Origin of the sequence: Niastella vici (assembly GCF_002077945.1) — a bacterium.
In the GTDB taxonomy this organism is placed as follows: Bacteria; Bacteroidota; Bacteroidia; order Chitinophagales; family Chitinophagaceae; genus Niastella; species Niastella vici.
Genome location: NZ_LVYD01000044.1, coordinates 141,645 through 163,377, shown reverse-complemented (window position 1 = coordinate 163,377; position 21,733 = coordinate 141,645). Strand labels below are relative to the sequence as shown.

At 41.9% G+C, this 21,733-nt stretch carries 15 protein-coding genes and 1 pseudogene; 4 read left to right on the top strand and 12 right to left on the bottom strand.

What is annotated here, in order from left to right; all coding sequences use genetic code 11:
- Positions 1 to 14: 14 nt before the first annotated feature.
- The 12 genes and pseudogenes from A3860_RS14710 to A3860_RS42280 form a co-directional block, all read right to left on the bottom strand.
- Positions 15 to 314 (bottom strand): hypothetical protein, encoded by a 300-nt coding sequence (locus A3860_RS14710; protein ID WP_081147474.1) that lies wholly within the window; start codon positions 312 to 314, stop codon positions 15 to 17.
- 350 nt (positions 315 to 664) lie between these two features.
- Positions 665 to 3,367, bottom strand: a complete 2,703-nt coding sequence (locus A3860_RS14705) for a cation-translocating P-type ATPase (RefSeq protein WP_143774104.1) — start codon at positions 3,365 to 3,367, stop codon at positions 665 to 667.
- 49 nt (positions 3,368 to 3,416) lie between these two features.
- On the bottom strand, positions 3,417 to 4,505 hold the full coding sequence (locus A3860_RS14700; RefSeq protein ID WP_158085261.1) for an efflux RND transporter periplasmic adaptor subunit: 1,089 nt from the start codon (positions 4,503 to 4,505) through the stop codon (positions 3,417 to 3,419).
- 66 nt (positions 4,506 to 4,571) lie between these two features.
- Positions 4,572 to 5,789 (bottom strand): efflux RND transporter periplasmic adaptor subunit, encoded by a 1,218-nt coding sequence (locus A3860_RS14695; RefSeq protein ID WP_158085260.1) that lies wholly within the window; start codon positions 5,787 to 5,789, stop codon positions 4,572 to 4,574.
- 59 nt (positions 5,790 to 5,848) lie between these two features.
- Positions 5,849 to 7,111: a TolC family protein gene (locus tag A3860_RS14690; protein ID WP_081147470.1), complete on the bottom strand. Its 1,263-nt coding sequence runs from the start codon at positions 7,109 to 7,111 to the stop codon at positions 5,849 to 5,851.
- 13 nt (positions 7,112 to 7,124) lie between these two features.
- Positions 7,125 to 10,355: pseudogene (locus A3860_RS41870) on the bottom strand (efflux RND transporter permease subunit).
- 50 nt (positions 10,356 to 10,405) lie between these two features.
- On the bottom strand, positions 10,406 to 10,699 hold the full coding sequence (locus A3860_RS14675) for an ArsR/SmtB family transcription factor (RefSeq protein WP_081147468.1): 294 nt from the start codon (positions 10,697 to 10,699) through the stop codon (positions 10,406 to 10,408).
- A 216-nt stretch (positions 10,700 to 10,915) separates the two neighbouring features.
- Complete coding sequence (locus tag A3860_RS14670; protein ID WP_081147467.1) at positions 10,916 to 11,449, bottom strand: AAA family ATPase; 534 nt, start codon at positions 11,447 to 11,449, stop codon at positions 10,916 to 10,918.
- 52 nt (positions 11,450 to 11,501) lie between these two features.
- Positions 11,502 to 11,903, bottom strand: a complete 402-nt coding sequence (locus A3860_RS14665) for a hypothetical protein (protein WP_081147466.1) — start codon at positions 11,901 to 11,903, stop codon at positions 11,502 to 11,504.
- A gap of 520 nt (positions 11,904 to 12,423) precedes the next feature.
- Positions 12,424 to 14,028, bottom strand: a complete 1,605-nt coding sequence (locus A3860_RS14660; RefSeq protein ID WP_081147465.1) for a T9SS type A sorting domain-containing protein — start codon at positions 14,026 to 14,028, stop codon at positions 12,424 to 12,426.
- 45 nt (positions 14,029 to 14,073) lie between these two features.
- Positions 14,074 to 15,147 (bottom strand): TIGR03032 family protein, encoded by a 1,074-nt coding sequence (locus tag A3860_RS14655; RefSeq protein WP_081147464.1) that lies wholly within the window; start codon positions 15,145 to 15,147, stop codon positions 14,074 to 14,076.
- 349 nt (positions 15,148 to 15,496) lie between these two features.
- Positions 15,497 to 15,709 carry a LytR/AlgR family response regulator transcription factor gene (locus A3860_RS42280; protein WP_081147463.1) on the bottom strand — a complete coding sequence of 71 codons (213 nt, stop codon included), beginning with the start codon at positions 15,707 to 15,709 and terminating at the stop codon, positions 15,497 to 15,499.
- Between the two features lie 723 nt (positions 15,710 to 16,432).
- On the opposite strand from A3860_RS42280, the gene mgtA reads away from it, so the two are divergent.
- From mgtA to A3860_RS14630, 4 genes are all read left to right on the top strand, one after another.
- A complete protein-coding gene (gene mgtA / locus A3860_RS14645; protein ID WP_216823448.1) occupies positions 16,433 to 18,955 on the top strand; it encodes a magnesium-translocating P-type ATPase in 2,523 nt (840 codons plus the stop codon).
- A 168-nt stretch (positions 18,956 to 19,123) separates the two neighbouring features.
- Positions 19,124 to 19,933, top strand: a complete 810-nt coding sequence (locus A3860_RS14640) for an MlaE family ABC transporter permease (RefSeq protein ID WP_081147462.1) — start codon at positions 19,124 to 19,126, stop codon at positions 19,931 to 19,933.
- Positions 19,934 to 19,936: 3 nt separating this feature from the next.
- The gene (locus tag A3860_RS14635) at positions 19,937 to 20,713 is read left to right on the top strand and encodes an ABC transporter ATP-binding protein (protein WP_081147461.1); all 777 of its coding nucleotides are present in this window, start codon (positions 19,937 to 19,939) and stop codon (positions 20,711 to 20,713) included.
- On the top strand, positions 20,710 to 21,705 hold the full coding sequence (locus A3860_RS14630; RefSeq protein WP_081147460.1) for an MlaD family protein: 996 nt from the start codon (positions 20,710 to 20,712) through the stop codon (positions 21,703 to 21,705). Before A3860_RS14635 ends, A3860_RS14630 begins: the two co-directional genes overlap by 4 nt.
- Positions 21,706 to 21,733 lie beyond the last annotated feature (28 nt).

Genomic DNA, 21,733 nt, shown 5'->3' with positions numbered 1-21,733 from the left:
TGCCCTTTATCATCCTATTGTTTGTTTCTCAATTTGTCCTTGCTAATTGGTACCTTATGTCCTTTTTTATCGATCCAGTAATATTTTGAATGCTTGTCAATATATATAGTTTCTCCATTAGGGCCTTCCTTATCCTTATAAATTTTGTCGGTAATAGCATTTTTTCCTTTTGAAGCCACTTCGGCTGTTTTATGGCCAACTTTCTTTGCACCTTCTTTGACTTTTGTAGTTATTTTTTTTGTTGAATCTTGCGCATTGGCTGAATAAAATCCTACCAGGCTAGCGAGGAGGAAAATAATTATAAACTTTTTCATACTTTTAAATTTTGAGTTGTTACTGTGATTTATTATGTCTGAACAATTTTTCTATTCCGCAGGCAACGCGGTACAAAACTGCATCATTTATCTAAGGTAGCTATTATATTATTTAATAAATAAGTTATAACATTTACACCTTTGCGGTCATCGGGAGCCATTTGGGGTATTACCGGAATGTTTCTTGCCATTCCACTGTTGTCCATCCTTAAATTGATTTTTGATGCAGCTGAAATCCAGCCTCCCTGGGGGCTTCTGATAGGAGAAGATATTTCATTACCTGACAGGCGTGCGCAAAGAAAATCTTCGAGGGCACAAGAGAACCCATTATAAAGAATAAATTGCGCCACTTAAATCATCCAATTCATTTTCTTAGATAGTTGTATAAGGATAAGTGAAATAAATGAAGCAGTGATCACAATTGCCCAGTCCAGCCAGCTATACATTGTTACCACCAGCACCTTCCTGACAGGAATAATCCAATATGAAAACATTGTTAGTAAAATACAAGCAGCCACTGCAATCCATACATATTTGTTACGGAATATTTCAGTTTTAAAAAAAGATACTCCTTTTTCAAACGACATGTTAAACACATGTAGGATCTGGGAAAAAATCAGGGTATAGAAAAGTATATTATTGCAAAGTTCAGAATTCCACCTTTCTGCACTATGCAACCATTCGTGACTGGATAGTACCGCACTTATAGTTGTAATAGAAATAATTGCTGAATAAACAAAGATCGCTGTCCATCTTTTTTTGTCAATAATAGCAATATTGGATGAATAAGGTCGTCGTTGCATTATGTGCGGTGCAGATTTGGTTACACCGAGTGCCAATGCAGGTAGTACATCTGTAACCAGGTTAATAAACAAAATTTGCAATGGGAAAAGCTGGAAATGCAAATTCATAATGGAAGCTGTTGCAATTATTAATAATTCACTCAGGTTGCACGACAACAAAAAGATCACAAACTTCCGGATATTATCAAAAATCGTCCTTCCTTGTTTAATGGCCAGTACTATGGAGGAAAATGCGTCATCTTTTAATATCATATCCGCTACTTCCTGTGCTACCTGGGTCCCTCTAAGCCCCATAGCTATTCCTATATCTGCTTTTTTTAATGCCGGTGCATCATTTACTCCATCGCCGGTCATGCCCACCACCATTTTCTTTTCCTGGAACAAAGTAACCAGGTCTAATTTCTGTCCCGGATTTACCCGGGCAAAAACCGAAGCTTTCAACCATTCATTTTTATCTTCTTCTGAAAGGTCTTTATAGGGTTTCATAGAGCGGCCATGAATTACTTCATCATCCTGATTAGCCAAACCTAATTGCTGTGCAATATTTTTTGCAGTAGCAGGATGATCACCGGTAATCATAACGACTTTAATACCGGCTGATTTACATTCTTCAATAGCAGCCGATATTTCAGGTCTTAGCGGGTCAATAAATCCTATCACCCCCGCCAATGTTAAGTGATGCAGAAGATCTTTTTCTTTTTCATTGGTGTTCCTGAATGCAAAAGCAAGCATTCGTAATCCCGATTGTGCCCGGTTTTCCGCCGACATAAGCCATTGTTTCTTTTTTTCTTCAGTAAATGGAATAATATCATTGCCTTCCAGCACCGATGTGCAGTGTGCCAGCAATTCTTCTACCGCACCTTTAGCAGCGATATAATAGTTCTGATCACTGTTTAGATGCAACGTGGCCATTACCTTTGTTTCGGATGAAAATGGAATTTCATCCGCTTTAGTAAATTGATGACGGTATTCTTCAACTGATTTCCCTGAAGCATATACCATTTTCAATAAACCCACTTCCAGTGGATCGCCTGATTCTTTCTCAATATTATTCTCATATTGGTAAGAAGCAGTATTACATAATGCAGCTACCCGAAGCAGATGCTCAAAAGCCTCATGGCCGGTAATGCTTTCATCATCATGCCACCGGATGGAGATATTGGGTATATCTACATCAATTCTTGAAGCACTGCTGTTTACCTGGATAAATGAAGTTTGAATTTTATTTTGTGTGAGCGTACCGGTTTTATCAGTACAAATTACATTCGTTCCGCCAAGCGTTTCAACTGATGATAACTTCTTTACGATCACATGATGACGGGCCATACGCAGCATCCCAAAGGCAAGTGCCAACGTAGCTACAATTGGCAAACCCTCGGGTATTGCTGCAACTGCCAGCGCAATGGATGTTTCCAGCATAGCTACCAATTCATGGCCGTTTAATACCCCTGCAATAAAAACGATGATTACCAGTGCTACCGTAATCCATATCAGTTTTTTACTGAATGACTGGATCTTTTTCTCCAGCGGTGTCGCAGCTTGTTTAGCCTGTTGCACCATTTTGGCTATAGAACCCAATTCTGTTGACATGCCGGTATTGACCACCACTGCATAACCATTACCTTTTGCTACAAATGTTCCTTTGTATAGCATGTTTGTGCGTTCAGCCAATTGTATATCGGATGGCAAAGATGTTATATTTTTTTCGACCGGCAGCGATTCACCGGTAAGAGCTGATTCATCCGTTTGCAATTGTGAAGTTTTAATTAACCTCGCATCGGCGGTAATCATATCCCCACCTTCTACAAATAATATATCGCCGGGAACAAGGTCTTCCGAAGGCACTTCAACCAGCTTTCCGTTACGCATCACTCTTGCCGGAACCGTGGTAAGTTTTCTCAGTGCGTCCATTGAACGTTCAGCCTGGAATTCCATCAAAAAACCAACAACGGCATTTATAACTATTACGACTATAATGGCAATTCCATCCAACCATTCTTTGAAGAAAAAAGAAAGTCCGGCAGCAATGGCCAATAACAATACAAAAGGGCTAACAAACTGATTAATCAAAATAACCAGCGGACTTATTTTTTTTCCGGACTCTATTTTGTTCGGCCCCGCAATATTCAGTCTTCGTGCAGATTCTGCTGAGGACAGTCCGCCTTCTGAATCAGTGCGTAATTTTTCTATCACATCGAGGTGATCAATGGCCCATGCTGTTTTTACATCTTCTAAATTCGATGGCAACATAATGAAATAATTATTTATAAAGGCCGTAAATAAATTCACCGTACTTCTATTACATTTTCATCCCTTCCATGCCTGCGCCTTTTTTCAATACCAAAGCGCTATTCAGCAAATACGCACCGCTGGTAACGATGAGTTCTCCTTCTTTTAACCCACTGATCACTTCCACTTCTTTTTTATTTTGTACCCCTAATTGAATTATCCGGCTCTCATACATGCCATCTCCGGTTTTTACCCAGGCAGTGATCATATTGCCTACCAGGATGGCTGACTTAGGTATGACAACGGTTTTCTTTTCGTTGCGTTTAATATTGACATAGACCATCATACCTGGCTTCAGTTGATGACTTCGGTTGGTAAGCATAAACCGCACGAGACTGATCTTCTGATCGGCTTCCACTGTAGGATTGTCAAATACCGGAACTACCGTAAAGGATTCACCGGGATAAGCGTCAAACTCAGCAGTTATAGAAGGTTTTTCATGCAGCCATCTTAATTCACTGGTGTATATCCGGGCTTCAATCCACAGTTGCGATAAATCGGCCAGCCTGAACAGAGGAGTGCCTGTTTCTACATATTGCCCTTCACTGGCAGAAAGCTCAACGAGTGTTCCAGACACCGGACTGTAAAAAGTGACAAGGGGTGAAGTTTCACGGCTCTTTTGTAATACTGATATTTGTTCGCTGGTAAGCCCCCACAACAATAATTTTTTTTTGGCTCCTTCCACCATTTGATCTACTACCTGTTTCATACTGCTGAATTGTGCCTGTTGTTGTAAAGCATTCAGCAATTCGTTTTCATATGATAATAATTCCTCGCTGTAAATAGCATACAATGGTTGACCGGTTGCAACCCATTGCTGCGGATTTCGAACAAACAATTTGTCCAGCCTGCCCCGTATGCGGGATGTGACTACCGTTATTTTTCTTTCGTCAAAACGGGTAGTACCCGGTAGCGTGGTGTATTCAGCAATTGTTTTTATTTTCACGGTATCTACCAGAATGTTGGCGTATTGCTCATCCCGTTTGGTAAGCATAATCATGTCCTCCATGTCTATAGCAGAATCAATCTTAGTAGCAACAACATGACTGTCATGTTCCAACATTTGGTTTGCTGCTTTTTTATCAGTGCAGGCTGCCATGCCAAATATTAAGGAGCAGCAACAAACAATAATTATAATAATTTTATATTTCATTATTTACCCGGTTTAATATTGAATAATCGTTTCGCCATCGGCGAGGTAACCGGCATCCCTGGCTATTTTTTCATTTTGTGCTAAACCTTCCAGTATTTCTACTTTATCATTACCGCGGTGACCAATTTTCACCACCCTTGATTGAAAAACTGCATTGCCTTCTTTGGTTGTTCCCACCTGCACCCACACAATGGCTACTTTCCCGAGATAATACACACTGACGGCGGGAACCACTAATGATCTTGCCGGAACAGACACTGTAGCGGTGATCAATGAATTTTGCTTCATTATCCCTGTCGCATTGGGAATATACACTCTTGCCTGTGTGAATTTTTGTTCGCCCTCATACACCTGTTCAATTAGTTGTATAGAAGTTTGAATCGGTCTATCCGGAAGTAGCTCACTGGTTATCACTATTGGTTGCCCCTTACGAATGTATTTTTCATTTTCTTTGGTGAAAGCAATAATGCCCCAGGCTTGTTTGAAATCATTGATCCAAAACAGTGTTTGATTGTTGCTCACATACATTCCTTCCCGAATACTGTTATCGGATAATACAGAACCCTGAATAGAAGGGGATGAATTGCTTGTACCACTCATACCACCACTACCCATGCTGCCGGAAGCATTACCGGCAGTGCCCATTCCCGATGAGGCTGAGGGATTGAACAATACATAACCCTCAAACGGACTATACAGTGGTATGGTGAGCGATGCACTGCCTGTTTGATCAATATGTTGTAGCTGTACCGGCGTAAGGCCCAATAACTGTAGCTTTTGCCTTGCCCTGTTTTGCAGTATGGTATCATTTGTTTGCCGTAGAACATAGAGATATTCTTCTATGTAAGTATTTAGTTCGGGACTGTACAGTTCAAGAATTTTTTCTCCCTTACGCACATACTGATAATTGTATTTTACATACAATCGGTCAATTCTTCCGCCCACACGAACCGACACTTTGCGATTGCGCCGTGTATCAAAGGCTATATATCCATTGCCGGGAATATTAAAATTCATATCACTATAAACAGGCGCTATTACCTTTTGCCTGGCAATTACAGTGCGGTTAGTTGGCAGGGCATGCCAGTTTGTTTCTTTGGCAGTATTATTCATGTCCGACATTGAATCATGCTGCATACCGCTTTTCATGCCGGTATCCGAACCGGGTTGATGGCCAATATGTTTTTGTTCTCCCTGCCTGCAGGCCGCTGATGCCATAACTAATAACATAACTAACCAGGCATTTGCCAAAAACCGCTTATTATCTATATATGTTATTCTTTTTGTCATTATTGTTTTATCTCCCTTTGATATTCATATTCCGATTGCACAATAAAAACCTGCCCCAGTTTATCAATACGTTCCATTTCTTTCATTAACAGCATATTCCAGGCATCCAGCAACACAAAAAAGTTTCCGGTATTCTGGCGCCAGGCCAGCAGGTTGCTTTCAAGATTCCTGCGGTATGAAGGCAAAATATTTTTATCGTAATTGTCCAATTGCTTTTTTTCAAATAGCAGCATAGTAATTTTTTCACGGGTCATCTGCGCAGCCATTAGTTGCATAGTATTCTTTTCTTTCTGCATGGCTTCAATTTCATAACTCATAGATTTCACTTCCGATTTATACATTTTGGATGACCAGGGAACGATAGGAACTGTTATCATGCCCATGATGGAAAATTGATTACCCATACCAAACATTTGTCCATGCGCAACCTGCACACCAAAATCGGGTTTAGAACCGGTGGCCGCCCAACGGGTATTTAATTTCATGGATTGAATACGGCTTTGCATAGATAGAATATCATTTCTCAGCAATTGTGCGCTATCTACAGCAGATAAATAATCGCTGCCGTAATCTTTCGGGGTTAACAGCGTATCAATAAAAAACGGGGCATCCACATTCCGGTTCATTAACGTATTAAGACCAATATTGCTTTCTGCAATTTGTGCAAACAGCATGGTTTCCATATTGGCCAGTTCACTCAGCGAAGCCTCTGCCTTGAAGATAGTTGCCAGATCTGCCTGGTTATAAGCGTATTTATCCCTGGCTGTTTTGATAAGCATATTCAGCAGTTCCCGGTATTCCTTTACCAACTTCAGCTTTTGTTCAGCAGTATAGCGGCGGTAATAATAAAGCCTCGCTGTAAAATGCAGAACATTTTTTTGCCATTCCATATCGTTGCGTTGCACATTTTCCAAAGATGCCAGGTAATCTCTTTTAGCATTTAATTTGGCAGGATTCGTAATCATTTGTTGTACCGAAAGCATAATGCCAGCCTGGTTATCCGGCGTCTTTTCTTTTATCATAGGTAACTGGTAGGGAAAACGGTCTAAGGCCAGCGATACAGTTGGAGGCATCCAGGCTCTGGCTCCTTCTGCCGATGAACGGATAGAGCCGATTTTTGATTCATAATATTGCAGTTGCGGATAAGCGGTATCAATTTCGGTAAAAATATGCCGAAGTGTAAACCTTACCGTATCCTGCGAATTGGCAGTTACCAAATAAGATTGCAGAATAACAAATAATATAATGCGTTTTACTTTCATAACCTTTTGGGTTCTATTCTTCAATGTCGAGCACTACCAGCCTGCCATGTTTCTTTAGCTCCCACTCTTTTAACAGGTTGTAAATTACAGGTAGCACAATCAAAACAAATAAGGTTGATGTAATCAATCCAAATACAAATGGAATAGCAATAGGCTTCATCACATCGCTACCTGTACCTGTGGAAGCCAATACCGGAATCAATCCGAGGATGTTGGCCAGCACAGTCATCAACAAAGGGCGAACACGCTGGGTAGCTCCAAAAAGAATTGTTTCTTTCAGCGCAGGCAGACTTATATTTTCAAGACCATTGCCGCTTTGAGCTACCATTTTACGGATCGTATCGTTCATGTAAGCAATCATCAGTACCCCTGTTTCCACAGCTACTCCAAACAGCGCTATAAAGCCTACTGCTACTGCTACAGAAAAATTCACGTTGTAATAATAGAGTGAATACACGCCGCCCATCAGGGCTACCGGCACACTGATAAATACAACAGCAACCGCTTTAAAAGAATGAAACGTGATATAAAGAATGAATCCAATAACCAACAAAACGATTGGAATAATTATCTTCAATCGTTGTTGCGCCCGCACCTGATTTTCATACTGTCCGCTCCAATCAATGTAATAACCCTGCGGAAGCTGTTTAAATGTTTCGTCTATTTTTCTTTTGGCCTCATTCACCACACTCCCCATATCCCTGCCACGAACATTGAAAAGAACAGTACCCCGCAGCATGGCATTTTCAGAATTGATCATGGGCGGGCCTTCTGTAACTTTTACATCTGCTACTGACGAAATCGGTAAAACTCCATACTTCATCGTTTGTATGGGAATGCGTTTTATTTCATCAATGTCATTGCGGTATTCCTGTGCGAGCCGCAGGTTTACGCTAAAGCGTTCACGCCCTTCAACTGTTGTGGTCAGGATCATTCCGCCTAATGCACTTTCAATTACCATATTTACGTCATCAATGTTTAACCCATATCGTGCAGCATCCCGGCGACGGATTTTTATATCGAGATACTTGCCGCCGGTAAGCTGTTCTACATACAGGTCCTCCAGCCCTTTTATACCTTTCAACGAGCCTTCCACCTTTCTTGAAATGGCATAAATGCTGTCAAGGTTAGTGCCATAGATCTTTACCCCCACATCTGTTCGGATACCGGTTGAAAGCATATTGATCCGGTTGATAATAGGTTGTGTCCATCCGGTCACCACACCAGGTATCTGCACTTTATCATTCATCTCTTTAATTAATTTTTCTTTTGTCATTCCCTTTCGCCAATACTTTTTCTGCTTTAATACGATAATCGTTTCAATCATGCTGATGGGTGCATTATCAGTCGCCGTGTATGCCCTGCCTGCTTTGCCCAGCACATTCTCTACTTCGGGAAATCCTTTGATAATCTTATCCTGCAATTGGGTTATTCGTTTAGCCTCTGAGTTGGAAACATCCGGTAAGGTAACCGGCATCAACAGCAACGAACCTTCATCCAATGGCGGCATAAATTCAGTGCCCAGGTTAATTACCAATGGCACGCTGGCTGCTATTAAAACAAAACACAATGCCAACACTGTTTTTCGCCATGTGAGACAAAGCCTTGCTACGGGTTTGTAAATAGTGATAAAGAAATTTGACACCGGGTTTCTACTTTCAGGAATCAGTTTACATTTCATAAACACACGGGTGAGCATCGGAGAAACAGTAATAGCAAGAATAGCAGCACCGATCAGTGAAAATGTTTTTGTAAGTACAAGGGGAGAGAACAATTTTTTTTCCTGTCCGGTAAGGAAAAGAATGGGGGCAAACGAGATGATCATGATTATGACCGAGAAGAAAACAGACCGGCCAATTGTTCTGGAAGAATCTTCAATAATGGCCACCCTTTCTTCTTCGGGAATTTCCCTGGTATGACCGATACGTTCTTTCACTTTTATTGAATTTTCCTTTTCCATACCCGGTTAAGTTTTTTGTTTTTTGAGCATGCGGTTGGTCAGCGATCTGTAGGCGTTTTCTGCCATTACAATGCCGGGGTCAACTACATCACCTATGGCAAGGGCAATGCCGCCTAATGATAGAATATTGGCCGAAACACCAAATAATCTCATCAGGATAAAACCGATCAGCACAGAAAGAAGTATGCAAAAAATAGCTACCAGGCCACTGCGGATGCTGAACAGGAAAAGAATGACAATGATACAAACAATCAGCACTTCCTGCCACAATGCTTCTTTTAATGTACCAATAGCGGCTGATATAAGATCACTTCTGTCATAAGCTGTTTTGAATTTAACACCAGATGGCAATCCTTTTTCAACATCCTTCATTTTTGCTTTAACCTTTTCAATTACATTTTTGGCATTTTCTCCAAAGCGCATCACTACAATGCCGCCAACTACTTCGCCCTCTCCATTTTCATCTACTATACCCAGGCGTAAATCCGGGCTCATCTGCACTTCTGAAATATCACTCAATGTGATCGGGATAGATTTATATGTTCCGATTGGGATCTCTTTAATATCCTCCAGGCCGGTGATATACCCCATACCCCGAATGAGATAACCTGTAGCATTCATTTCATATAAACTTCCGCCTACGTCGCGATTGTTAGCCGCCACAGCACGGGTAACATCCATCAAAGGCACTCCATAATACACCAGCTTATGCGGGTCAATAGTAACCTGGTAGCCTTTTTGAAAACCACCGAAGGATGCGACCTCACTCACTCCTTCTACATTCTGTAAAGCAAACTTTACATACCAATCCTGAAGCGCCCGCAGTTCGCCCAGGCTATAATCCTTTGCATTCAGTGTGTACCAGAAAATATGGCCTAATCCTGTTCCATCAGGGCCCAGGCTGGGTGTTACCCCCTGCGGCAAAAATTTTTGCGCATAATTCAGCCGTTCCAGCACTCTTGTACGTGCCCAATACACATCCACATCATCTTTAAATACTACAAAAATGAAACTCATGCCGAACATGGATGTAGCGCGAATGGACTTGATCTTAGGTATTCCCTGCATATTTGAAACCAACGGATAGGTTATCTGATCTTCAATAATCTTAGGATTACGTCCCATGTATTCGGTAAAAATGATCACCTGGTTTTCAGAAAGATCGGGTAGTGCGTCCACCGGTGTTTTCTTAATGGCATAAAAACCACCCAAGGCGATCAGGATGATCCCGATCCACACAAAGAAGCGATTATGAATTGACCAGGAAACAATTTTTTCGATCATGGTAATTGCAGTTTTCATTATTAATCTTAAATCCTGCGGCACCTATATATTTAACACAAACATTTTGTGAGTGAATCAACAGTTTTCTTTTCCTTACAAATACAGTAATAAATTTTCTGTCCTTCCTGCTTGCGGCTAACTACACCCGCGCTCTTAAGAATATTCAAATGACGGGAAGCAACCGGCTGTTGTAGTTTCAGTTTCTCATAAATGACTTTTACGGTAAGCCACCGGTCCCGGCTGCTCGATAATAATTGTAAAATGGCAAGCCGGTCGGGATGAGCAATAGCTTTCAACATCTCCGCTAATTCCTGTATTATTTTCTTTTTGGTTGTTTGTGCCATGATATAACTAAAGATCACTTTTCTTATGGCGAAAAGCGATGATTTCCATTATAATGAGCGATGATTTTAATCAATTGGATATAGGTATACAACTATGTATATACCAATTATTGAACAGCGCAAGGGTACGCTTAAACAACTCAATGTGAATGTTATATATTTAATTCCCATACTTCATTTATCACGTTAACAAAACAGACAGGAGCTTTCATAACGCTAAAGATTCTTCAGGATAAACTCAACGCGCTGTTCAGGAGGAAGTACGGGAACATGAACAATTGGAAAATGAAGAGAACTATAGACGTCGATAAGCAATTCGTGAATCTTTTTTTGTGCGGCTTCATCTTCCTTTCGGGCATAGTCCTGTACGATTGGCAGACAATCAAGAATAAACACCTTTTTATACGATGCGTTACTTACTACGTTTACCAGTTCTTCATCTTCGGGAATGTTTAGAAAACGGTAGTAAGCAAGTGCATCCGGAATTGCCCTATCAAGAAAAATAATATCATCCGGCGACATAGATCTTTCCTGTTCAATCTGCATATCTAAAACGCCTAATTGAAATTCCTTTTGATGTTTCCTGACCTCCTCTACCGTTTTGCCGTTGATGAGTTGCGTATCGAGGTAATGTCGCGCATGTTCGATAGTTGTTTTATACCCTCTTGCCTTCAATAAATTAACAGTGGTAGTTTTGCCGGCCCCAGGTCCACCTGTAATTACATACCAATTGGTATTTTTTCCTGACATCTTCGTTATATTAAAAGATAGCCCTGTTGCTATATACAAACAAGGCTATATGTTATGGATGCTGCTTCAGCAGCCAATTAACTTTATACATTTTATGAAAATTGTCGTAGCTGGTCAGTTCTTTATCTCCCTTAAAGGTAGCATCCAACGCATCGTGAAAAGGATGATTATTTGGAAATGCCTTTTTTAGGTTCTCCAAAGTAAGAGGTTGCAATATCTCGGAGGCGCTGGTAGTAAAAAAATACTTCGGTTCATATTTCTCAGCCTCTTTAGGTGAGTGTGCCCGGTGTACATATTTATAAATGGTAATGGCTTCTCCTGCGTTAATAATTGAATACCCTTTATTAACAGTAGCTGTTTTGGATGTTAATTTTTCACTTTTCTGTGCAATTGAAGTTTGAGAAAATATCAGCAGGCTTCCTACAAGCATAAGTAAGAAATACATCTTTTTCATTGTTTTTTATTTTATGATTAGTGAGTGTGAGAGTTCATTTATATTTTACCGTTTCAAAAGGAGCGGATGTAAAGTGCTACACTTCCTTGTTGTAGCGTATTATAGGATTTATTTATTATCCATTTGGCTAGTGCCTGGCACTTTTATTCTGAGGTAAAACTATTTTATCTGTTCTCGTTAGAATATGATCCTTATTAGAAGCGGATATGATATTAATCACCTGGCCGCAGAATCACATAAAATAAATTTGTTCGAAGAAGTATGTAAGTATATAAGTATCTGTATTATTCTGAACTCCGCACACATTGTGATGCCTTGTGTAAATTTGGCGATAGCCATATGATCATGGAAAAAATTGCAAAAACTGCGTGATTAGTTTAGGGGCTTTACAATATGCTATCAAAAGACCCGCAGGGGAATTCCTGCTCCTTCCTGGCTAATAAAATTCTGAATATTAAATCGAACCGGGGCCCTGGCACCGGGTCCCTACCTGGTGGCGGTAACTTATAATGGCAGCATTCTAATTTTTCATCACCCGCTCAACCATTCCGTTTTCAAATTTCAACAAATAAATTCCTTTTGGGCAATTGAGCATTGAAAGTTGAATACTGGAAGAGGTTATCAATTGGCTTTGCAATAGTTTTCCTTCCACACTGTATACATTCACTTTTGTGTTTAGTAAATTATTACCAACAGAAATATTGATCATATCTGCACCCGGGTTCGGATAAATGCTTACACGTACATCACCCGCAGCAGTGTTATTGAGCAAAATGATATTGGAATACGTAAACGTACCATCCACATCCACCATTTTTAACCGGTAAAAGTTTTTGTCTGTTGCCGGGTTGTTGTGGTTGAAAGAATACGAACCGCTTCCGCTGCCCCTTGCCGCCACAGTACCAATTGTTTTCCACTCACCATTATCCATGCTCAATTGCACATTAAATGCTTTCGTGTTTTCTTCACTTGCCGTATTCCATGCCAGTGTATTGTAGCCTGTTTGTTTGCTGCCGTTAAAATTGAGCAGGGTAAGCGGCAATGGCGCAGAAGTGTTTTTATAATAAGAAATGGCGCCATTAAGATTCCCAATAAAAACATCCTTATCGCCATCGTTATCAACATCTACAAAAGCAGGGGTAGAATTAGCGCCAATGTCCACCCCATTTAAAGGGTTGCTGGCCCCGGTAGTGAGGGTAAACACCGGTGCTGATGCCGTGCCGGTGTTTTTATAGTATCTGAGCGTGCCATCATAGGCTCCGATAAATGCATCCATATCGCCATCGCCATCAATATCTACAAAGTTGGGATCAGACGCAAAACCAACATCCACGCCATTAAAAGGGTTGCTGGCGCCGGTGGTAGAAGTAAATACCGGTGCTGATGCCGTGCCGGTGTTTTTATAATAATAAATTGTACCATCATTGGCGCCAATAAATGCATCCTTATCACCATCGTTATCAATATCTACAAAGTTGATGGTAGTATAAATACTTATTGTCACCCCGTTAAAAGGGTTGCCGGCGCCCGTGGTAGAGGTAAACACAGGCGCTGTTGCCGTACCGGTGTTTTTATAATAAAGGATCTGACCAGAGCCCGCTCCAATAAATGCATCTTTATCGCCATCGTTATCTATATCTACAAAGGTTGGAGCGGAACCATCACCCACATCTACCCCGTTAAAAGGGTTGGCGGCACCCGTGGTGGAGGTAAATACAGGCGCTGTTGCCGTGCCGGTATTTTTATAATAAAAGATTTCACCATAACCCCTACCAATAAATGCATCCTTGTCGCCATCGTTATCAATATCTTCAAAAGTGGGATTAGAATAATAGATCAAATTTACCCCGTTAAAAGGGTTGGATGCCCCTGTTTGTTGCGCAAACGTAATGGTTTGTGCCTGTGCGGGCGTTGTCAGGCAAAGCCCTGCGGCTACGCAGGCGGCTGCCAGTGATGCTTTTATTTCAATACCTAACTGACGGGCATAGCGGCACAGGCGACGCCATATTTCCTGCTTTTTTTGCTGTGTAAAACTGGCAAAACGCCCTGTACGCAGGTTGTTCTGTAGCCTTTCCAGTGCTTTGGCATAATTGTCAGCAGGTTTGTAAATGTAATTTCTTTTCATATAGTTTTTTGGGTTAATAGTTAATGGTTCATTCCCCCTTACAACTTATTCCCCGGTTGCCTGCGCCCAATAAGTGGCATCAGGTGTGTGCAAGGCTTGGCGGTGTGTTTGGGTAGTGTGGTTCAGTATACCTGGCCGGAATGTGTTGGGTAATATCTGTACATCATATATTTCTTCCACAGTTTGCTGGTAGCGTATATGGCCCACATTGGCGCCTGTAGGCAGGTGTATTATTTCCACGCCACAGTAAATAGCATCTTTAGTAATGGCAAGGTCCCTGAAGGTGCTGGCGTTTTTCCGCAGTTTAGACAGGCCAATAAACAGGTAATCGCCCTGCTTTGCCATACCCCTTACAAAGCCTTTCAGGCTTGCCACTACATCATATTTACCCGTGCTCAGGTCAATTTTTACCAATTGTCCTGTAGCTGATAACAGGCAAAACAATTGCCCATCCAGCCATCGTGGCGAGTGTGGCATGGGCAGGTTAGCCGCCACCACATTATTGGTTTCTATATCCATTATCAGTCCGCTTGTTTCCACGCCGGGCCGCCAGCCCTTTGGGGTATTGGTTTGTGCAAACAGGCTTACGTATTTTGGCTTTCCGTTCACCATAGCCATTCCATTTAAATGGCATTGGTCGCCAGCTTCTAACTGTGCTATAAAAGGCGGCCGCCATTGCGGGGTAAAACTAAAGTTGTTGTCGATGGTGGCCAGGCAGGAAAATGCAGTGTTTACAGCCCATAGTCTTCCTTCGTTATCCCAATCCATATCGTGGATGTCTACCGCCCCGGTGTAATAGGTAGCACGTGGCACATAAAAGGCATCGTAAAAATTGGGTTTGGTGGCATAGCTGGCAGCCAGGCCAGGCGCATTGCCAAAAACGGTTACTTCATTTTTGGTGGCCAGCGCCATGCGGTTATCACGTAAAGCAAGCCCCATGGCTTTGTCAAAATCCCGTGGCAACTGGCGCATGGCATTTTGACCATCGGGACTTAGGAAAATTAGTTTACCCGCCTGGTAGGTAGTAATGGCAAGTGAACAATTGAGCTGTATAAGCAGCTCGGCCACATTGGGTGTATAGGTACAGGTAAATGGTGGTGGCGGCGTCATCGTATTCATGTTGTGTGTAATTACTCCTTTTATTCCTGAATGTTTTGAAGGATAAAATCGATCAACCTTTGGGCAGATTGCTCAGGGGTTTCGGTGAAACGAGTCACATACGTTAGGGTTAGGTTTCGCAAATGCCTAACCTAAAGATATTTAATAATGTATTATCTTTTATAATTGAACCACAATTAGAATACTTTTTTTTGAGCGGGGAAGCTCACATGATTATGTAAACAGGTTCCAATTTGTCGTTTGTCGCTACAGAAATTTAAAAGGGCCTTCAAGTCTTTTTATTTGCAGGCCCTTTTTGGTTCGAAATATTCTTGTTAAGCTCTTTATTATTTACTGTGTTAGCGCAACACTATAAAAGCGCCTTATAAAAAGCTTTCCGATAGGTTTCAGAAACTGGAATTCTTTCCTTGCCTATAAGAATACGATCGCCCTCTACGGCTTCTATCCCGGATAGCGACACTATAAATGATTTATGAACTCTGCAAAATACAGAAGAAGGTAAACGTTCCTCCAGCTCACCGAAGGTTTCAGACGTTAACAGTTTATCTTTTATACAGCAAATTTTTAACGAGGGCGCTACCTTTTATTTTTCTCTCCCTGCTATTTAATTGACTCCTATGGTTAGGCCATATAATCTAATGAACATTAGAAATATTGCTTCTGTATTTAATATTCAACATCATAAGTTTATCAAGAGGTAATTTTCAATTAGTTGAATATAGGGGTGTTAAAGGTTTTGCCGTTTTCTTAACATCATATGAACGGCAAAAAAGATCATAATTGGAAGGGTAATAGCAGGTACTCATCAACAATCAAACTTATACTTTTTTTTCTTATAGGGGCTCTTACTGCCATTCTTATATTTCGCTTCCTTCTTCGAATTTAACCAGCAACGGCCTGCACCGTCTTTCTTTTTTGAAGCCAACCATCAAAGCGCTCATACCAGGACATTTCTTAATTGAAAATTGATTTTGATCATGAAAAAATACAATTAAGAATACTTTTATTATTTTGCATTCATAGGATAAGGTTTAATGGTTAATGGTATTTGATTAGTGCAGCCTCCCCTCCGGGAGGCTTTTTTTATTTCAGTTTGCAAGCAGCTGACAAAACTCACCGCGCTCAATGACAACCGTCTTGTAATTTACCTGTTAATTCAGGTAGTTTTAATGATGATCAGCAGGAAAACATACCCGAATGGAGGCCCTGACTATTTTATCGGGCCGGGGTAAAAAGAACACAAGCTGAAAAGGAATTCGCTCATAATTAAATAGTTCAGTGTGTAATGCAAACAGAAAAACCGGCAGCAATGCCGCCCTTTTCCCAGGAATGCCTGACTACAGCTGAGGCTACCGCAAGACTTCAGCAATATGGCTTTAATGAAATTGCCAGGGAAAAAACCTTATCGCCACTCCGGCGCATGTGGAATCATGTGAAGAACCCCTTAGTGATTTTATTGTTTGTATTGGGAACCCTGTCATGGCTTACCGGTGATATAAGGGCAACGATCGTCATTTTTGTGATGGTGCTGCTGGGAATTGTGCTGCGGTATTTTCAGGAAATGAAGGCAGATAAAGCCGCCCAAAAGCTCAAAGCTATGGTGAGCACCCATGCCACGGTGATCAGGGACGGAAATCAAAGGGAGCTCCCGTTGAAACTACTGGTCCCCGGCGACCTGGTGATCTTAAGCGCCGGCGATATGGTGCCGGCTGATATCAGGTTATTGACAGCAAAAGACCTGCATGTAAACCAGGCAGCCCTTACAGGAGAGGCTTTACCCGTTGAAAAAGAGGCAAAGGATGTTGATGATACAATAGACAATCCGCTGGAACAAATATGTTATTGTTTTTTAGGCACCAATGTAATTAGCGGTTCAGCAACAGCCGTAGTGATGCACACAGGGGATCAAACTTATTTTGGCGGCGTGGCCCATAGCATTGCCGGGGAACGGGAACTCACCAGTTTTGATAAGGGTATCAATCGCTTTACGTGGCTGATGATCCGGTTCATGTTCATTATGGTGCCGGCTGTTTTTTTGATCAATGGGCTTACCCGTCACAACTGGCTTGAAGCATTTCTGTTTGCCATGGCAGTAGCCGTTGGCCTTACACCTGAAATGTTACCTATGATCGTAACGGTGAACCTGTCGAAGGGCGCCTTGGCCATGGCCCGTAAAAAAGTGATTGTCAAACGCCTTAACGCTATTCAGAATTTTGGCGCAATGGATATCCTGTGCACCGATAAAACAGGTACCATCACCAGGGGAAAAATTGTACTGCAACAACATCTTGACGTTTCCGGAAAAGACAGTCAAACGGTGTTGGACTACGGTTATCTTAACAGCTATTATCATACAGGACTTAAAAACATTATGGATGATGCGGTGCTTGAGCATGAAGAACTGGAAACAGCTTTAAAGATCAAAGAAACCTACCAAAAGATCGACGAGATCCCGTTCGACTTCGAGCGAAAGCGGATGTCGGTAGTGGTAGCAGAAAAGAATGCACAGCATTTACTTATTTGCAAGGGTGCGGTTGAAGGAATTCTCGACATCTGCACAAGGATAGAAATGAATAGAGAAATAAAGGAACTGTCGGCCATAGAAAAAAACGGGTGTCTTGAGCTGGTGCATAGTATGAATAAAAAAGGATTCCGGGTGGTTGCCCTGGCTTACAGGCAGATAGAACCTGGCGCTGAAGGAACCGGCTATCACATATCCGATGAAAAAGAACTGGTGCTGCTTGGGTTTCTGTCTTTCTTTGATCCGCCAAAAGAAACAGCTGCAGAAGCCCTGGAGCGGCTGCAGCGCCTTCATGTAGACGTAAAGATATTAACTGGCGACAATGAAGCTATCACCCGTTACATTTGCGAACAGGTGCGAATGCCTTACGATAAAATATTGCTGGGCCACGACATTGAAAAGATGGACGATAAAAAACTGGATGCTGTGGTAACCAGTTACAACATTTTTGCCAGGCTTATTCCTTCCCATAAAAAAAGGATCATTCAGGCGCTGCAGCGTAACGGACATGTAACGGGATTCCTGGGCGATGGCATCAACGATGCGCCTGCATTGAAAATAGCCGATATCGGAATATCTGTTAACAGTGCAGTGGATGTAGCCAAAGAATCTTCCGATATCATTTTAATGGAAAATAATTTACTGGTACTGGAGCAGGGTGTAGCGGAAGGACGCAGTGTATTTGGCAATATCATTAAATATATCAAGATGGCAGCCAGCTCCAATTTCGGTAATATGTTCAGTGTAGTAGGAGCCAGCGCCTTTTTACCCTTTCTGCCCATGCTTCCGATTCAGGTACTCACCAATAATTTGTTGTATGATTTTTCGCAAACAACTATCCCCACCGATAAAGTGGATGAGGACTGGCAGATAAAACCGCGTAAATGGACCATTGATGAACTGCAACGCTTTATATTGTACATCGGGCCCATCAGTTCAATCTTTGATTATATAACATTTTTTATCCTGTGGTTTGTGTTTCATGCAAACCACAACCCTGCGTTGTTTCATACCGGCTGGTTTATAGAATCCCTCTTTACTCAAACCCTCATCATTCATGTGATCAGAACCAATAAGATCCCTTTTATCGAAAGCCGGGCATCCTGGCAATTGCTCACCAGCTCAATAATTATTGTTATAGCCGGAGCGTGGTTAACGGTTTCCCCGTTGGCCAGGGTACTGGGATTTGTGCCGCTGCCAACCCTGTACTGGATCTTTCTGGCCGTAATTCTGATTTTTTATATCCTGCTTACCCAACTGATGAAGAACCATTTGACGAAAAAATAGAATGACCTCAACTCTTACTGCCGGTATTTTTAGGGCTATTGTGTATATATTACCGGCTTATTTAAATGAGTAACATCATTGCACCACTTGATGCCGGTCATTTAAGTTAACAATAAACAGTCGGAGTTTTAAATAGTAGTTTAATACTTCCACTCAATCATACAGAAGATGGACACCGCCTTGAAAAATAGCCAACCACATCAAAAAAGCGGTACGCTTCAGCGTAAAAAGATCGCGAGCTTTTTTGTGAGCGTGTATGATGTTTACAAATTTATCGCCGGCTTTTTTAAAGAAGTGTTTACAGGACCATACGAATTCAAAGAGATCGTTCGGCAATGTTATGAGATCGGCTGCAAATCACTTGCCATCATTACGCTCACCGCTTTTATAACAGGAATTGTTTTTACCAAACAATCACGTCCGTCCCTATCTGAATTTGGGGCCACTTCGTGGCTGCCTTCGTTAATTGCCATAGCGATCGTCAGGGCCCTTGCGCCACTTATGACTGCCCTGGTCATTGCAGGCAAGGTAGGCTCCAACATGGGCGCAGAACTGGCTTCCATGCGGGTAACAGAGCAAATTGACGCCATGGAGGTATCTTCCACCAATCCATTTAAATTCCTGGTGATCACGCGGGTACTGGCAATAACCATTACCCTTCCGGTGCTTGTCACTTATTTTGCTTTTCTGGGGCTCGCCGGCGCCTATCTGAATGTTCATCATAATGAATCAACAAGCTTCACCACATTCATGACGAATGCCTTTGTAAAGATCTCTTTTCTCGACCTGTTCTCGTCCCTTTTCAGATCAGTGGTTTATGGATTTACCATTGGCATTACCGGCTGCTTTAAGGGCTATAATGCCAAACAGGGAACAGTTGGTGTTGGAAGGGCCGCCAATTCGGCGGTCGTCATTTCCATGTTCCTGATATTTATAGAAGAGATGGTCATTGTTCAAATCGTAAATTATTTCAGGTAACATATGAAAAGCGCCGGGCCAAAGATCGACAGGAACACGATCGTAATCTCAATAAAAGACCTGCAAAAATCATTTGGAGAAATGAATGTTTTAAGGGGCATCGATCTCGATCTGTATAAAGGCGAAAATGTGGTGATCCTGGGCCGTTCGGGCAGTGGCAAATCTGTGCTCATCAAAATTATCGCAGGCTTGTTGAAACCCGATAGCGGCATGGTAAAACTGCTGGGCAGTGAAATAAACAACCTCGACAAAAAAGAACTTCTTGCTTTACGCCTAAAGATTGGATTTTCCTTTCAAAGCAGCGCCCTGTATGATGGAATGAGTGTATGGGAAAACCTTCAATTTCCCCTGGTAAGAAACAGAAGGGATTTAACAAAAAAACAAGTGAATGAAACCATTGAACAGGTACTCAACGATGTTGGCCTGTTGCAAACGATAGATCAGATGCCCGCCGAATTATCGGGGGGTCAAAAAAAGCGGATCGGCATTGCCCGTATGCTGATACTTCATCCAGAAATAATATTATATGACGAACCAACCGGCGGCCTTGATCCCGTGACCTGTGTAGAGATCAATAATCTTATCAATAAAGTGCAGCTGCAATATAATACGAGTTCAATAATCATAACACATGACCTCAGTTGCGCCAAATCAACCGGCGACCGCATCGTCATGTTGTCTGACGGTATATTTTTCAGGCAGGGTAGTTTTGAAGAAGTATTTAACACCGATGACGAACGGGTAAAAAGCTTCTATAACTATTACATACTTAACCAATGAACAAGCCAAATTATAAACGTCCGCTCTTTGTGGGCATTTTTATCATAGCAGGACTGGCCATGCTGGTGTCGGGTGTTTTTATGATCGGAAGCCAGGGGAAGCTCTTTAATAAAAAATTCACCCTTAAAATTATCTTTAACGACGTTAATGGGTTGCAACCGGGAAACAATGTATGGCTATCGGGTGTTAAGATCGGCACAGTAAAGAAGATCGCCTTTTATGGCCAAACCCAGGTACAGGCTACAATCAGCCTTGACAAACAGGCTGAAACCAGGATTTGCAAAGATGCCATAGCTAAAATAAGCACTGATGGTTTTATTGGAAACAAGATTGTAGTGATCTATGGCGGCACTGCCGGCATGGTAAAAAACGGCGACTTTCTCCGGAGCAACAAGGCCGGCGCTTCTACAGAAGATATGCTCGATACCCTGCAACAGAACAACAAAAACCTGCTCCAGATCACGAACAACCTTAAACTGGTTACAGGCAGGATAGCTAATGGAGAAGGCACTATTGGCGGCCTGGTAAACGATGCTTCCCTATTTAAGGAATTGCAATTTACCATGAAGAACCTGACAATAGCCTCGCAAAAAAGCGACCGGGTAGTAACGAATATCGAAGCCTTCAGCGGGCGTTTAAACAACCAGAAAGGGCTGGTAAATGAACTTTTTACCGACACAGCTATTTTCATAAAGCTTACGGAAGCGATTGCAGATCTGAAGCAAACCATGACACAGTTAAAGGGCACCACATCCTCCGCTGCTGCTTTCATAGATAATCTTCAATCTGTTACCGCACAGCTGAATGAAAAAAATAACACCGTAGGCATGCTTTTACACGATGAGGAAGCAGCCGGCGACCTGAAAGAGATGATCAAAAACCTGAAGACGAGCAGCCACAAACTCGATGAAGACCTGGAGGCGTTACAACACAACTTTCTGCTGCGCGGATACTTCAGGAAGAAACAAAAAAATAAACAGTCATCTTATTAAGCTATTCGCCCAGGTATTTTGTTCAGGA